14 protein-coding genes are annotated in these 14,630 nt (G+C 37.8%); 8 read left to right on the top strand and 6 right to left on the bottom strand.

What is annotated here, in order from left to right:
- Nucleotides 1-117: 117 nt before the first annotated feature.
- From MR041_RS06810 to MR041_RS06800, 3 genes are all read right to left on the bottom strand, one after another.
- Nucleotides 118-885 (bottom strand): hypothetical protein, encoded by a 768-nt coding sequence (locus tag MR041_RS06810; RefSeq protein ID WP_242092850.1) that lies wholly within the window; start codon nt 883-885, stop codon nt 118-120.
- A gap of 47 nt (nt 886-932) precedes the next feature.
- Nucleotides 933-1,667: a hypothetical protein gene (locus tag MR041_RS06805; RefSeq protein ID WP_242092849.1), complete on the bottom strand. Its 735-nt coding sequence runs from the start codon at nt 1,665-1,667 to the stop codon at nt 933-935.
- A gap of 90 nt (nt 1,668-1,757) precedes the next feature.
- Nucleotides 1,758-2,996, bottom strand: a complete 1,239-nt coding sequence (locus MR041_RS06800; RefSeq protein WP_242092848.1) for an LVIVD repeat-containing protein — start codon at nt 2,994-2,996, stop codon at nt 1,758-1,760.
- Between the two features lie 186 nt (nt 2,997-3,182).
- Here MR041_RS06800 and miaB point away from each other — a divergent pair, with 186 nt between their 5' ends.
- The 8 genes from miaB to MR041_RS06760 all read left to right on the top strand — a co-directional run bounded on the left by miaB (nt 3,183) and on the right by MR041_RS06760 (nt 10,957).
- On the top strand, nt 3,183-4,628 hold the full coding sequence (miaB, locus tag MR041_RS06795; RefSeq protein WP_242092847.1) for a tRNA (N6-isopentenyl adenosine(37)-C2)-methylthiotransferase MiaB: 1,446 nt from the start codon (nt 3,183-3,185) through the stop codon (nt 4,626-4,628).
- A gap of 63 nt (nt 4,629-4,691) precedes the next feature.
- Entirely contained in the window at nt 4,692-5,957 is a 1,266-nt protein-coding gene (locus tag MR041_RS06790; protein WP_242092846.1) for a sigma-54 interaction domain-containing protein, read from the top strand.
- A 91-nt stretch (nt 5,958-6,048) separates the two neighbouring features.
- Nucleotides 6,049-6,558 carry an LPS assembly lipoprotein LptE gene (lptE, locus tag MR041_RS06785; RefSeq protein WP_242092845.1) on the top strand — a complete coding sequence of 170 codons (510 nt, stop codon included), beginning with the start codon at nt 6,049-6,051 and terminating at the stop codon, nt 6,556-6,558.
- A 152-nt stretch (nt 6,559-6,710) separates the two neighbouring features.
- The gene (locus MR041_RS06780) at nt 6,711-7,664 is read left to right on the top strand and encodes a hypothetical protein (RefSeq protein ID WP_242092844.1); all 954 of its coding nucleotides are present in this window, start codon (nt 6,711-6,713) and stop codon (nt 7,662-7,664) included.
- A complete protein-coding gene (gene secG, locus MR041_RS06775; RefSeq protein WP_242092843.1) occupies nt 7,664-8,032 on the top strand; it encodes a preprotein translocase subunit SecG in 369 nt (122 codons plus the stop codon). Before MR041_RS06780 ends, secG begins: the two co-directional genes overlap by 1 nt.
- A gap of 163 nt (nt 8,033-8,195) precedes the next feature.
- Entirely contained in the window at nt 8,196-8,471 is a 276-nt protein-coding gene (locus MR041_RS06770) for a co-chaperone GroES (protein WP_242092842.1), read from the top strand.
- Between the two features lie 101 nt (nt 8,472-8,572).
- Nucleotides 8,573-10,204: a chaperonin GroEL gene (gene groL, locus MR041_RS06765; RefSeq protein WP_242092841.1), complete on the top strand. Its 1,632-nt coding sequence runs from the start codon at nt 8,573-8,575 to the stop codon at nt 10,202-10,204.
- Between the two features lie 108 nt (nt 10,205-10,312).
- Nucleotides 10,313-10,957, top strand: a complete 645-nt coding sequence (locus MR041_RS06760; protein ID WP_242092840.1) for a DUF6090 family protein — start codon at nt 10,313-10,315, stop codon at nt 10,955-10,957.
- Between the two features lie 71 nt (nt 10,958-11,028).
- On the opposite strand, the gene MR041_RS06755 is transcribed toward MR041_RS06760, so the two are convergent.
- From MR041_RS06755 to MR041_RS06745, 3 genes are all read right to left on the bottom strand, one after another.
- Complete coding sequence (locus MR041_RS06755; RefSeq protein WP_242092839.1) at nt 11,029-11,664, bottom strand: DUF2306 domain-containing protein; 636 nt, start codon at nt 11,662-11,664, stop codon at nt 11,029-11,031.
- 272 nt (nt 11,665-11,936) lie between these two features.
- Nucleotides 11,937-12,299 (bottom strand): heavy-metal-associated domain-containing protein, encoded by a 363-nt coding sequence (locus MR041_RS06750; RefSeq protein WP_242092838.1) that lies wholly within the window; start codon nt 12,297-12,299, stop codon nt 11,937-11,939.
- A gap of 73 nt (nt 12,300-12,372) precedes the next feature.
- Nucleotides 12,373-14,616: a TonB-dependent receptor gene (locus MR041_RS06745; protein ID WP_242092837.1), complete on the bottom strand. Its 2,244-nt coding sequence runs from the start codon at nt 14,614-14,616 to the stop codon at nt 12,373-12,375.
- Between the last annotated feature and the right edge of the window lie 14 nt (nt 14,617-14,630).

Genomic DNA, 14,630 nt, shown 5'->3' with positions numbered 1-14,630 from the left:
AATGTATATGAAAATTTTTTTATGGCCCTAATTCAACTTTCCCGTACCGTTGTTTTTTACGAAAAAACGCTTGTATCTATAGTTGTTCTTAAGGGCTATATAAAACCATTTATCGCATTATGACGCCTCAGATTTTTCAATAGTATTTGAATCAGCAGCAGGCTCAAAACCTACAGATTCCTTGTACACGAAATACGTCGGTAAATAACTGAATGATGCGGTTACGAAGACTCCCACAATACACAATAGCATGCCTACCAGTTGCGCTAGAATAGAAGAAACAATTAACAATCCAAATGTTATTACCCATTTTCTATTCCCTAATTTAAATCCGACTTTTATAATTTCAGATGCCGAAAGATCCGGATTTAGGGCATAAATTACGGTAATTAACGCAATGGGTACCATAACATATATTAAGGGCAATACACAAAGCAGCATCGCCACCACACTGATTCCGAAGGTCATTATTGCCAAATTAATTGTTTTACCTAAATAAGGTCTTTTGAAGAAATAAAAATAATCGTCGGAACCCATCTCATTGAGGTCTTTATTTTTACATATTCTATAAAAGGCTGATTGTAATCCAAACCCGATGATCATTGCGAAAAACGAAATCAATAAAACAAGAATGATCATAGGAATGGCGATCACAATATTAAGGTCCTCATTATGTTGAAGTACCTCCTGATCCAATAATCCCAGAGCAATTAGTGGAAAATACATTACGATATATATGGGAATCATTAAAGCCACGGTTAAAAGCAACATGATCAATCCTTGTAACCATACTTTTTTGAATAGTTCAATTGATTTATTAAAAATATCCCCAAAATCTAAAGCTTTGGCATTTTCAACTTTTTCAAGAAGCGTATTTACATCCATTATTTCCAATTTTAATTTTAAACTTTCCTTATTAATACCGTTAATTTCTATGTAGTTATATCCTCAAAACCAATGACCTCTCTATAAATAAAAAATACAGGCAGATAAACCAGACATAGGGTAAACAAAAGCCCTATAACACATGCCAGGACGCCAAGAGCTGCCAAAAGCCCTGATACGAACAGGGTTCCAAATGTTAATAACCATTTCTTATGCCCTATTTTAAAACAGACCTTTACGATCTCTACTTCGGTCAAATGGTGATTCATTGCAAAAACTATCGAAAAATAAGACAGCGGTACAAAAACATATATATAGGGAAAGAAATATAGTAACTGTGCTACCGTTGCAATGCCCGTATATATTATTCCCAACATCAGCAATTTGGAATAATACGCCTTCTTCAAAAAATAAAAATAGTCATCGCTCACAGATTCTCCTAAGACCAACTGCCTGCAGATCCTGTAAAAACCTCCAACCAGTCCAATCATGAGAGCACTTAAAACAATATTTTGTGGTACGGCATAAAGTGAATTTCTGGTCTGATGTTCGGTGAAGGCCTCAAAATCAAATCCATTCTCAAAATTATAAGGAAAAGTAGACAGTCCAATAATACCGAAAACAAGATTTATGACTATGGCACATCCAAAAAGAATTGAAACTACAATAAAGCCCTTTAACCAAACTTTTTTAAATAAGTCAACAGATTCTGTAAAAATGAGATTAAAATCGAGGTCTTTCGCGTTTTCAATCTTCTTAAACAAAGACTCTGAGGTATTCATGGTTGTTGGTTTAGTTGCGGCTAAAGATAAACATTATATATAAAAAAATCCTGTCGAAACAGGATTCTTGTTTTATGCTCTTAATTAAAATTAAATTGAAAGGGAACTTATTAATTGCAGATTGTTTTCTGAATAGCGATACTGATAAAGTGTATTATTACCAATTAATATTAAGGAATTTTGAAGTGGAATAACATCTGTCGTTTCAATACCTTCAATACTACCGTTGAGCTTAACATTCAAGGGATCGGAAATATCAAATAGTTTTAAGCCCGCAGTTCCATCGCATACATACAATGTATTGCCCTGAAATCCCAGACCATAAGGATTCTCTAAAGTATACCGGCCCGCCAGAATGGGGTTCGTCCTGTCGGTAATATCAATAACCTCAAGAACACTTTCCTGCTGTCCACAAGCATTTCCTCCTCTTAGGGTCAAATAGGCATATTGACCATCGACCACCACCGGGTCACAGCCTTCCCAGTGAATAAATTCCGAAACAAATTCCGGTAAGGATGGATTCTCCAAGGCGTAAATAAACATCCCATTTGTACTTCCTAAATACAAGTAATTGTCGGCCTGAAACATGGTTTCTATATTCCACCCAACATACTGAATATTTTCCAAAACAGGCGTTTCTAAATTCTGAATATTGAAAATCGTCATTTTCTGGCTTCCAACCGTATACAGGTAATCCGAAACAATTTGAAAACGGGCTAAGGAACCACCGATACCTACAGCAGATTCGACACTGTTAAATCCGCCGGTGTTACTGTCAAAAACCACATCAATTAAAAGATCATCATTTTGCTTTTTCCGACGTTCTAAAGTTACTGTCCAGCCCACAATAACCGAGTTTCGATCATCAAACCCCTGATAATCTACAACTTCAGCCTGCAGAGGAATTCCAAAATTATACACATCAAATACATCTTCAAGACGTTCAATCATGACTATGGCATTTATATCCGAGATATCGAACACCAGCAAATCGGTGGCACTATCAGCATAAAGAAAATTGTCCTTCACCGAAATATCCTCATTTTTCGGAATTTCAATGAATGCCTTTGCGTTTGGGTTTTCAGGATTAGAATTATCAATAACATGCACACCTCCTTTGTCGCCAATAAAAATATAATCCTGATAAGCATAGATTTTACCGGCCTCTTCGATTTGCTGAGCCGATTTAATATGAACTGAGTTTCTAAAATCGGTTTTACTCATGACTTCGGGCACTGCCACCTGAACTAATTCAAAGTCGGAATCATCGTTATCACAAGAATAGGTAACGAACAAAATCACAGTCAAAAAAAGGTACTTTAAATTCATAGTTGGATGTTTTATAATTAGGATGCCAATCTTCAAATTTAGTTGCGTTAGCATCCCATAATTTTTGCTATAATCACTAAAAAAATAAAACTGCCACTTTGTCATAAAAAGCAAATAAATTGTATCTTTGCACCTGCTTTGAACGACACAGGCACAAATATTGACCTGTAGGATTAGCGTAGTTTTATGGAAAAGATAATTGACGAAAATAAACAAGGTGAGTCGCTTATTCTAGAGCAAAAAGAAGGGAACACCAAAAAACTTTTTATAGAAAGTTACGGTTGCCAAATGAATTTTAGCGATAGTGAAATTGTGGCTTCCATATTAGCTGATGAAGGCTTCAACACAACACCCCATTTAGAAGATGCCGATCTTGTTCTGGTTAACACCTGTTCCATCCGCGATAAGGCAGAGCAAACCGTAAGAAAACGTCTGGAAAAATACAATGCTGTAAAAAAAATAAACCCATCCATGAAGGTTGGTGTTTTAGGATGCATGGCAGAACGTTTGAAGAATAAATTTTTAGAAGAGGAAAAAATTGTAGATCTCGTTGTAGGTCCGGATGCCTATAAAGACTTACCCAATCTTCTTACGGAGGTTGAGGAGGGCCGTGATGCCATAAATGTAATTTTGTCGAAGGAGGAGACCTATGCCGATATTTCTCCTGTGCGCTTAGACAGTAATGGGGTAACTGCATTTGTCTCCATCACACGCGGTTGCGATAACATGTGTACTTTTTGTGTTGTCCCTTTTACAAGAGGTCGTGAGCGAAGCCGAGACCCACAAAGTATTATAAATGAAGTTAATGATCTTTGGGATAAGGGCTATAGGGAAATTACTTTGCTTGGTCAGAATGTAGACAGTTACCTTTGGTATGGAGGTGGTTTGAAAAAAGATTTCGATAAAGCCAGTGCTTTGCAAAAAGCTACCGCAACCAATTTTGCTCAGCTTTTGGAATTATGTGCCAAGGCACAGCCAAAAATGCGAATTCGCTTTTCTACGTCCAACCCTCAAGACATGACTTTAGATGTAATTGAAACGATGGCAAAGTTCCCTAATATTTGTAATTACATCCATTTACCAGTTCAAAGCGGGAGTAACCTTATTCTCAAAGCCATGAACAGGCAACATACCAGGGAGGCCTATTTTGAACTCATCGATAATATACGACGTATCATTCCGGACTGCGCGATAAGTCAGGATATGATTGCAGGCTTCCCAACCGAAACTGAAGCGGATCATCAGGACACGCTGAGTTTGATGGAGTATGTTAAATATGATTTTGGCTTCATGTTCGCCTATTCGGAACGTCCTGGAACCCTAGCAGAGCGAAAAATGGAAGACGATGTACCCGAGGACATTAAAAAGCGTAGACTTAACGATATAATTCAATTACAGCAAAAACATAGTTTATACAGGACCCGGCAACATATTGGAAAAGTGGAAGAGGTCCTTATTGAGAAGTCTTCCAAAAAATCAGAGGCACATTGGTCAGGACGAAACAGTCAGAATACTGTTGTCGTGTTTCCCAAAGCACATTATAATGTAGGAGAATTTGTAAACGTAAAAATAACAGACTGCACGAGTGCCACTTTAATTGGTCAGGCAGTAGGCTATTCAGATAATAATTAATTTAAAATTTGAGATTCCTGCACCAGCTTCTCAAGAAGATGTAAGATGGAGGAATAGTAAGACATGGAATCTGTTCAAGCTATAAAACAACGTTTTGGTATTATTGGAAATACCCCTGGTTTAAATAGAGCCATAGAAAAAGCTATCCAGGTGGCTCCTACCGATATTTCGGTATTGGTTACCGGTGAAAGTGGTGTGGGTAAAGAAAGCATTCCAAAAATTATACACCAACTCTCTCATAGAAAACATAACAAATACATTGCCGTAAACTGTGGTGCAATTCCTGAGGGCACCATAGACAGTGAGCTCTTCGGACACGAAAAGGGCGCATTTACGGGAGCCACCCAAACCAGGCAAGGCTACTTCGAAGTGGCTGATGGCGGAACCATTTTTCTCGATGAAGTAGGTGAGTTACCCTTAACAACGCAGGTTCGCCTGTTGCGTATTCTGGAAAATGGTGAATTTTTAAAGGTAGGTTCCAGCAAAGTTCAAAAAACAAATGTACGTATTGTTGCCGCTACCAATTTGAATATGCAAGAAGCTATTGAAAAAGAAAAATTCCGGGAAGATCTTTACTACCGGTTAAGCACTGTCGATATTCATTTGCCGCCTTTGAGAGAACGCCAGGACGATATTCATTTGCTATTTAGAAAATTTGCAAGCGATTTCGCATTAAAATATAAAATGCCAACGGTAAAGCTAACAGACAACGCCATCGATCTCCTCTTAAAACACCGTTGGAGCGGAAATATTCGTCAATTACGAAACGTAGCTGAACAACTTTCAGTCTTAGAACAAAATAGAACCATTACCGCTGAGACCCTCCGTAGTTATTTGCCTGCATCGGTAAATACCAACTTACCGGCCATCATCAAGACCTCGAAATCAGAAAGCGATTTCAGTAGTGAGCGAGAGATCTTATATAAGGTTCTTTTTGATATGAAAAGTGATCTTAATGACTTAAAAAAACTGACCCTGGAGCTAATGAAATCCGGCAATGTTAAAGATATTGAAAAAGACCATGAGGGATTAATTCAGAAAATATATGGTAGTGAGGATGAAGCTGAAGATATCCAAACTACCGATGATACTACAGAGGTATTGTCGATTCCAGAGCATAGTTCCAGAACTGATGACAGCACCGATTCCGATAAATATCACTTTGCCGAAGAAATTGAAGAGGAAGAAACGCTGTCTCTGCATGACAAAGAGTTGGAATTAATAAAAAAATCTCTCGAACGTCATAATGGAAAACGTAAATTAGCAGCCGCGGAATTGGGAATCAGTGAGCGTACGCTATACAGAAAGATTAAACAATTCGATCTTTAGTTCAGAAAACAGTGTTGGTTCTAGCGCAATGTTGACTTGGCTGAGACAACTTTAAGGACTGATGATTTCATACGATATATAAAACAGCAACATGAAACCTTTAAAATTCATCTTTATCAGCTTTTTAGTTTTAGCTTCCTTTGGATGTAAAATACAATATGGATTCACACAACCTAGTTCTATAAACGCTGAGACCTATCAGGTGAATCGCTTTGAAAATACATCGCTCTTATTTGAACCCGGTTTGGATTTGCTTTTTCAAAATACACTTCAGGATTTAATACAGGATCAAACAAATTATAAACTTGAGACGACCAACGCCGATTTAGTTTATGAGGGTGAAATTACGGATTACAGGATTTCTCCAACCACCGCAACCGCACAAAACACTGCGGCTCAAAACAGGTTAACCATTACCGTAAAGGTTAACTTCTACAATAGAAACAATGAGGAAGACAATATAGAAAATAAAACATTTTCATTTTTCTATGATTATCCGGGAAGTGCACAACTCATTGGTGCTCAAAAAACCACGGCTCATGAAGAAATTTTTGATCGATTGACTCAAGATATTGTGAATGCCACTTTGGCAAGATGGTAGCACAGAGAGACTGTGCTGTCCATTCTGGAGGCACCGTAGACAGGTCATACCATTTACCTAAGTTAGGTGTTTTAAAGTTACCGAACGAAGGCCATGACATTTACGAAACAAACGGGAAAAAACATATATTTGCTATAGATTAAAATAGTGCATTGAACAAATCCGATTTTACATATTTATTACAGCACCCTCAGTCCATCACATTCCATCAAACCGAGGAGTTAAAATCGTTAATCGATGCCGTACCCTATATGCAACCTGCCAGAGCGGTTTACCTCAAAGGCTTGAAGGATCAGAGCAGTTTAAACTACAATCAGGAATTAAAGAAAACCGCGGCCTATACGACGGACCGTAGTATTTTATTTGACTACATTACTTCCGAAACTTTTATTCAAAATGAAATTTCCCACTTTATCAAACAAAATAGTGAGCATTTAAAAGAAATCGAAGTAACAGCGGAAGACCTATCCGTAAGTAAAAGTGTAGCTATTGACGAGCTGCTAAAAAAACAAATTCAGGAGACTCAGGGTGTATTAGATCCTTCTTTATTCGAACCTAAGGATGTCAGGCCGAAAAAATTGGAAACCTTCAGTTTAGATGAGAGCCAACCTATTGAATCAGTAAACGAGGAGCACCATTCGCAAGAGATCACAGCTGAAGACCTTTTAAATTTAGGAGAACCCTTGGTCTTCGATAAATCGGAAACCCATTCCTTTAATGAATGGCTCAAACTGACCAGCTTCAAACCTATCGATCGCTCTAAGGACTTGAAAAAACCTTTGAGTGCAACGCAAGATACATCCCGATTAACAGATAAAGCGAAATCTAAAAAATTCGAACTTATCGATAAGTTCATCACTGAAAATCCAAAAATTAATCCGTCTGCAACAACATCATCAAAAGGGAATTTGGCAAAAGCTCAAATGATAAAACCAGAAGCCCTGATGACCGAGACCTTAGCTCGTATTTATGTCGAACAAAAAAACTTTAAAAAGGCCATTCAATCTTATAAAATATTAAGTTTGAAATATCCGGAAAAAAGTAGTTTCTTTGCAAACCAAATTAAAGCTGTAGAACAATTACAAGAACAAAATAAGAAAGAATAATGAGTACGTTTACAATATTTCTGGCATTGATCGTGGTGGTCGCATTTTTACTTGTGGTAGTCATCATGGTTCAAAACCCAAAAGGAGGTGGCTTATCCTCTTCTTTCGGAGGTGGCGGAACACAACAATTAGGTGGTGTGAAAAAAACAACCGACTTTTTAGATAAAAGCACCTGGACTTTAGCCACCTTATTATTGGTATTAATACTGATTTCAAACGTAGCGATTAACAGAGGAACTCAGAGTGTGGATTCTAAGGCATTAGATCCAGATGCACAGAATACACAGCCATTGCCGGCTGCACCCACTGAGACCAGCTCTGATGTGAATCCTGTTACCAATACACCAACCGATTCAACAGGTAATTAAATTACATAAAACACACATAAAAAAATGTCAGCTCAGATGGGTTGACATTTTTTATTTGCGCACTTTGATTTACACTTCTGCAAGTTTGTCAGTCCCCGGAGGTTGGCACATTTTTAGTATATCCAACACCGTGAAACAAAAATTAATTAAAATCATATAACTAATGAGCTTAAACATTAAACCATTGGCAGATCGTGTTCTTATAGAACCGGCTGCAGCTGAAACTAAAACAGCATCTGGTATTATTATTCCTGATAACGCCAAAGAAAAACCGCAACGAGGTACAGTGGTTGCTGCCGGTCCTGGCACTAAAGATGAACCTATAACCGTTAAAATTGGTGACACTGTACTATACGGCAAATATGCAGGGACCGAACTTAAACTTGAGGGCAAGGATTACCTCATCATGCGTGAAAGTGATATTCTAGCGATTGTTTAAGGATTTCCCCACAGAATAAAGGGATAACTAATTTTTCAAAAAAATCAAAATTAATTTAAAAGAGACTTCCTAATTAGTTTGGGAAAAAAATAAAGTGTATTATGGCAAAAGATATAAAATTTGAAATCGATGCGCGCGACGGTTTAAAACGCGGCGTCGATGCGTTAGCAAATGCGGTAAAGGTAACATTAGGTCCTAAAGGACGCAATGTCATTATCAGTAAAAGTTTTGGTGCACCTCAGGTAACCAAAGATGGTGTTACTGTCGCCAAGGAAATTGAATTGGAAGATGCTCATGAAAATATGGGTGCTCAAATGGTTAAGGAGGTAGCCAGTAAAACAAACGACCTTGCGGGTGACGGTACAACTACGGCAACTGTACTGGCACAAGCCATTGTTAAGGAAGGTCTAAAAAATGTGGCCTCAGGTGCCAATCCAATGGACCTTAAACGCGGTATTGACAAAGCGGTTGAGGCCATTACGGCAGATTTGGAAAAACAATCTCAGGAAGTTGGAAACTCTTCAGAAAAGATTAAACAAGTTGCCGCTATTTCGGCCAATAATGACGATACGATTGGTGAACTGATAGCTCAGGCTTTTGAAAAAGTCGGTAAAGAAGGGGTCATTACAGTTGAAGAGGCGAAAGGTATGGAAACCTACGTGGAAGTGGTTGAAGGTATGCAATTTGACAGGGGCTATCTGTCGCCTTATTTTATCACGGATTCTGATAAAATGATCGTTGATCTCGAAAATCCATACATATTGTTGTTTGATAAAAAGATCTCGAACCTTCAGGAAATCCTTCCCATTCTAGAGCCTGTTGCACAATCCGGTCGTCCGCTATTAATCGTAGCTGAAGATGTAGATGGACAGGCCTTAGCTACCCTGGTTGTGAACAAATTGAGAGGTGGACTGAAAATTGCAGCTGTAAAAGCGCCTGGATTCGGTGATAGACGCAAAGCCATGTTAGAAGATATTGCAATTTTAACAGGAGGAACAGTCATCTCTGAAGAAAGAGGATTTACTTTGGAGAACGCTGATTTAAGTATGTTAGGTACCGCTGAGACGGTTACAGTTGATAAAGATAATACGACAATCGTAAACGGTTCCGGAGATACTGATGCCATTAAAGCTCGAGTTAACCAAATTAAAGCTCAAATAGAAACCACAACGAGCGACTACGATAAAGAAAAACTTCAGGAACGTTTGGCTAAATTAGCCGGAGGTGTAGCCGTACTTTATGTTGGTGCTGCGAGTGAAGTTGAGATGAAGGAGAAAAAAGACCGTGTTGATGACGCCTTGCACGCAACAAGGGCTGCCGTAGAAGAAGGTATTGTTGCCGGTGGTGGTGTAGCTTTTGTACGCGCTAAAGCTGTTCTTGAAAAACTAGAAACAGTGAATTTAGATGAAACAACTGGCGTTCAAATTGTAAACAAAGCCATTGAATCACCATTGCGAACCATTGTTGAAAATGCAGGTGGGGAAGGCTCTGTTGTTATAAATAAAGTACTTGAAGGTAAAAAGGACTTTGGGTACGATGCTAAATCGGAAGCTTTTGTGGATATGCTTAAAGCAGGGATTATAGATCCTAAAAAAGTAACCCGTATTGCATTAGAAAATGCAGCTTCTGTTGCCGGTATGATTTTAACCACAGAATGTGCCTTGATTGACATTAAGGAAGACACTCCGGCAATGCCTCCTATGGGAGGTGGTGGCATGCCAGGCATGATGTAGCCATAAGCCATAAATACAATTTCAAAACGCTTCACCCGAGTTACTACTATGGGATGAAGCGTTTTTTTATTGATTGATATTTCTTAGATTTAGACAAACAAGATCATCATGAAACAGAAATTACGTTATGCTCTAGGGGAAATCCTGATCGTCATTATAGGCATTTCTATTGCCTTTAGCATCAATAAATGTGCTGAAACACAAAAAAATAATGCCGAAAAAAAGCAGTATATAGAAAAGCTCAAGCAAGACATTGAAGTCGACAAAAGAAACTTTCAAGAGAACGTTGAAGCCATTCAAACCAAAATTACCACACTGAATCAAATAATACCCCTTATAAATACCGATTCTCCAAAAAAATTAAATCTACAGCAGGCCTTATTCGGCACCTTTAATTTAACTGAATTCTATCCAAAGGACATAACCTACCAAACTATGATTAATTCGGGTGATTTGAAATTAATCGATGATTTTAGATTGAAAACTGCAATTGAAGAACATTATGCAAATTACAAAACAATCCTAAAGGATTATACCCGTCAGGAAACTATACATAAGGACTATTTAGGAGACTATCTGATTCATTATGCCAATTATGACAAAATGCGAAATGGTGGATTTGCATTTGAAAACGAGGCGCTGCTCAAAAACATATTACAGAGCATGGCGGGATCTTTTAACATGAAGAAGCAAGCTTCTGAGAAAGGTATAAAAAGTTGTGACAGTCTGCTTAGCGTTTTAAATCAGTATTAAATTTGTATGACCAAAATTTGGCTTGCTGAAGAAAAAAACGTCCAGACAACCGTTATCTTAGAGAATACCCATTACTTCTTCTTATTCCAACTAATGAAAATTTCTGTAATGAGCAGCGGTACGGTCCACGAGACCCAGATGGTTGTTGGTCCTCGTTCTATGAAAGTTCCTAAATCTTGGAGCATAGGCAATTCATATAACCATCGGAAGGTAACAAATGCGAAGGTCACCACATAGCTTCTAGCCATCCAATCGCGATGTTGTTGGATGCGTTTACGCCTTACCGAAATATAAGCCATACCTGCCGTGACCATCCATGCAAAAGCTAAACCTTGTAGCGACATAGCCCAAGTCCAGTGAATTTTCAAAGCACTGGTCCATGCTAAATGAATTGCAGACAGGGTTCCGATCAGAATAGCAATTAAGTATATTCGTCCTAACAGCTTATGAATTCTTAGGAATTTGTTTCGAAACGATTTCCAAAACTGAAATGGCCCTATGATTATGGCTAAAATACCCCCTGAAACATGTGCAATTAAAGACCATTTATAATCCCACAGTTTTCCAAATACCGCTTCGTCAAAACCGAAATAAGGCAAGGCATTCTTAATAATAAATTTGGCTGAAAATACCATCAATAATAACCATGCCAGGACGTAGAGATAAGATTTGGTTTTAAAAACTGGAGCACTCTTCGATTGCTTCATTCTATTCTATTTTTAATTCGTCAATTCTATTTTTGAGATTTATTTTATATCGCTAATCAGTGCGATCCATTCAAACCTCTGTAGTTGTACAACACTATTTTTGTCCTATCCGATCATTTTCAAGATAACACCGATAGTATAAATTTAAAAATTGTAATTAAACTATTCCTAAAAAAATTGGAGCTGTCGAAGGATGGTATACCATTTTGGTATCTCATGAAAAAAAAACCCGAAGCAATAACCTCGGGCTTTACAATGTATGAAATAATGTTTTACTCCTTATGCATATCATGCGCATCATGAACAACTTGTTCACGATACTTGCAGCAATCATGTACTTTGGCATAAGCCTCATCAGTTGCTTTAGCATTTTTGGTATCATGTCCGGCTGCCAATATGCGACTTTCTATTGCTTCTAAATTGGTTTTTCGCTCGTCATAGATCACACTTAATTGATGGGTATCGACATTCCATTGGGCATATTTAACACCTTTGGTATTTAAACAGGCCTTTTCGATTCTCGATTTGCACATCATACAGACGCCATCTACTTCCATACTGCCCTTGGCATTTTTATTTTGAGCCACCAGCGTTGATCCGGTGAGCATAAGTACGATACATATTATTTGTTTCATGATCTAAATTTTTTCGTTTAATTAATTTTATTTTATATCACTGTTTAATGACACATTGATTTTAATTGTATTATTATTCTATTCTAAACCTCAACCCCGCATAGTACATACTTCCAAAAATAGGGCCGAATACAAAAGTGGAATCAAAATTCGCGCCAAACGGATCATCCGCTCCCAAGATGGGATTATTCTGTTTTACATTTGTCATGTTTTCACCTCCTAAATATATTTCAAATTTTGAAGAGAACACTTTTGTGATCTGTGCATTTAGTGTTGCTACTGTCGGTGAATAATCCGGCAACTGATAGGATACGGGATTAGCCTGAGTTGATGCAAATCGTTGCTCTCCAAGCCAATTAAAGGTTGCATCAAATTTCCATCGCCCTTGTTTTCCCTCTCTTAATTCCGTTTTATATGATGCATTGGCAAAAAAACGATGCTTGGGGGTTAACGGTCTGGCACGTCTGCCTGAATTATAATCCGTTTTTACATCGTAATATTTATAGGCCATCCGTAAATCGAAATATTCAAACGGATTGTAATTCACTTCCGTTTGGAAACTATTGGCAAAACTCTTGCCTTCCAAATTATAAAAATTAATTTCCTGAGGATTCTCCCAATCGACCACCACCTGATCTACAAAGTCAGTTTTATAAAAATCAAATGTGATATCGCCCTTTCTTCCGAATAAATTAAACCCTTGCAAATAAGACATCCCATAATTCCAGGCAATCTCAGGATGTAATCCATATATGCTTCCGCTCGAACCTATAATATTAATAGCCCTCGAAGTCGCAAATAATTGTTGATTCTCGGCAAATATATTGGCGCTTCGCTTCCCCCTCCCAAAAGAGGCTCTGAATGCGGATTTACGCCATGGGGAATAGCGAACATGCAATCTGGGCGTTATAAAATTACCTAATAAATTATGATGATCGACACGAACTCCTGCAGTGAGATTTAACAATTCTAAATTATCGTAGCTGTATTCAAAAAATGCACCGACAGAATTTTCATTTCTTTTAAAATCCAAAGTATTAACGAATTCATCATAGTAATCGTAAGTATAACTCAATCCCGTCTTTATTTTATGACGCGAATCGCTTATTATGGAATTATAAATGGCATTGGCATACAAACTATGATGTGTAATGTCGTAGATATTTAGGCCAAAATAAGAATTCTGTTCATGACTGCTATAAGCCGTTTGTATGCCTAAACTTTGCCAAGGTATATTCGGATTCACATAGCCGAATTTACCAGATATCTCAAAGCGTTTTGTATCTATTTCGCTACCCCAGGCATTGGTTGTTAATTTGTCGGTGTCCGGATTAAAGTTAAGTTCTCCGGTTTGTTTGGTGTCATTTAAAAACTTCAGGCTCAAAAAGCTTACAAATCCATTTTCGGTATCCGTGTATTGCCAACGATTCAGCACATTTATTTGATCGTACATGGGCATATCCATAAAATTATCGTGGTTTACATCGTGTTTTTGGTTCAGTGTACTGCCATGCAGATAAAGTCCTGAATGCCATTTACTACCAACGGACGTATTCAGATGGGTGTTCAATTCCAACCGCTCATTGGTGGCCCCATAGAGGTTAACAAACAATTTAGCATCTTTACTCGGTTTTAACAGTTCCGCATTTATCTGACCCGCTATACTTTCATAACCATTAACCACACTTCCTGCTCCTTTAGTAATCTGAATACTTTCTACCCACGTACCAGGAATAAAGCTCAAACCATAGGCTTGAGAAGCCCCTCGAATCGATGGAATATTTTCGGTAGCAATGAGAATATAGGGACTTGTTAAACCCAGCATTTTAATTTGTCGGGTTCCCGAAATGGCATCAGCAAAGTTGACATCTATAGACGGGTTTGTTTCAAAACTCTCAGACAAATTACAACAGGCTGCTTTAAGTAATTCATCACTATTTACATTTATGATATTTTGGGCCTTTAAATATGATCTGGCTGTAGATGGCTTTCTGGTCGTTACGGTAACTTCATCCAAATTGTCCGTAGGTCTCAGCCAATGTCGAATCGGTTGATTGGGATTCGAAACAGTGAGTGTATCCGTTTTAAAACCCACATAACTTATAACCAGCTTTTTAAATTTTGGATCGTAGGACAAATTAAACCCGCCATCAATATCAGTAACAGTGCCTATTTCAGTATCTAACCAGTACACATTAGCCCCTGCCAACCCGATAGGTTCATTTTTTTCATTGGCCTCCATAATCATCCCTGATATTTTTTCCTGTGAATATATAATGGAAGGCAATAGTAATATGATGTAGTATAAAATTTTCATTTGTATTTAATGTT

The organism is Aestuariivivens sediminicola, assembly GCF_022662015.1.
Taxonomy (GTDB): domain Bacteria; phylum Bacteroidota; class Bacteroidia; order Flavobacteriales; family Flavobacteriaceae; genus Aestuariivivens; species Aestuariivivens sediminicola.
The sequence above is the reverse complement of the archived record's forward strand: the minus strand, read 5'-3'. Positions and strand labels throughout refer to the sequence as shown.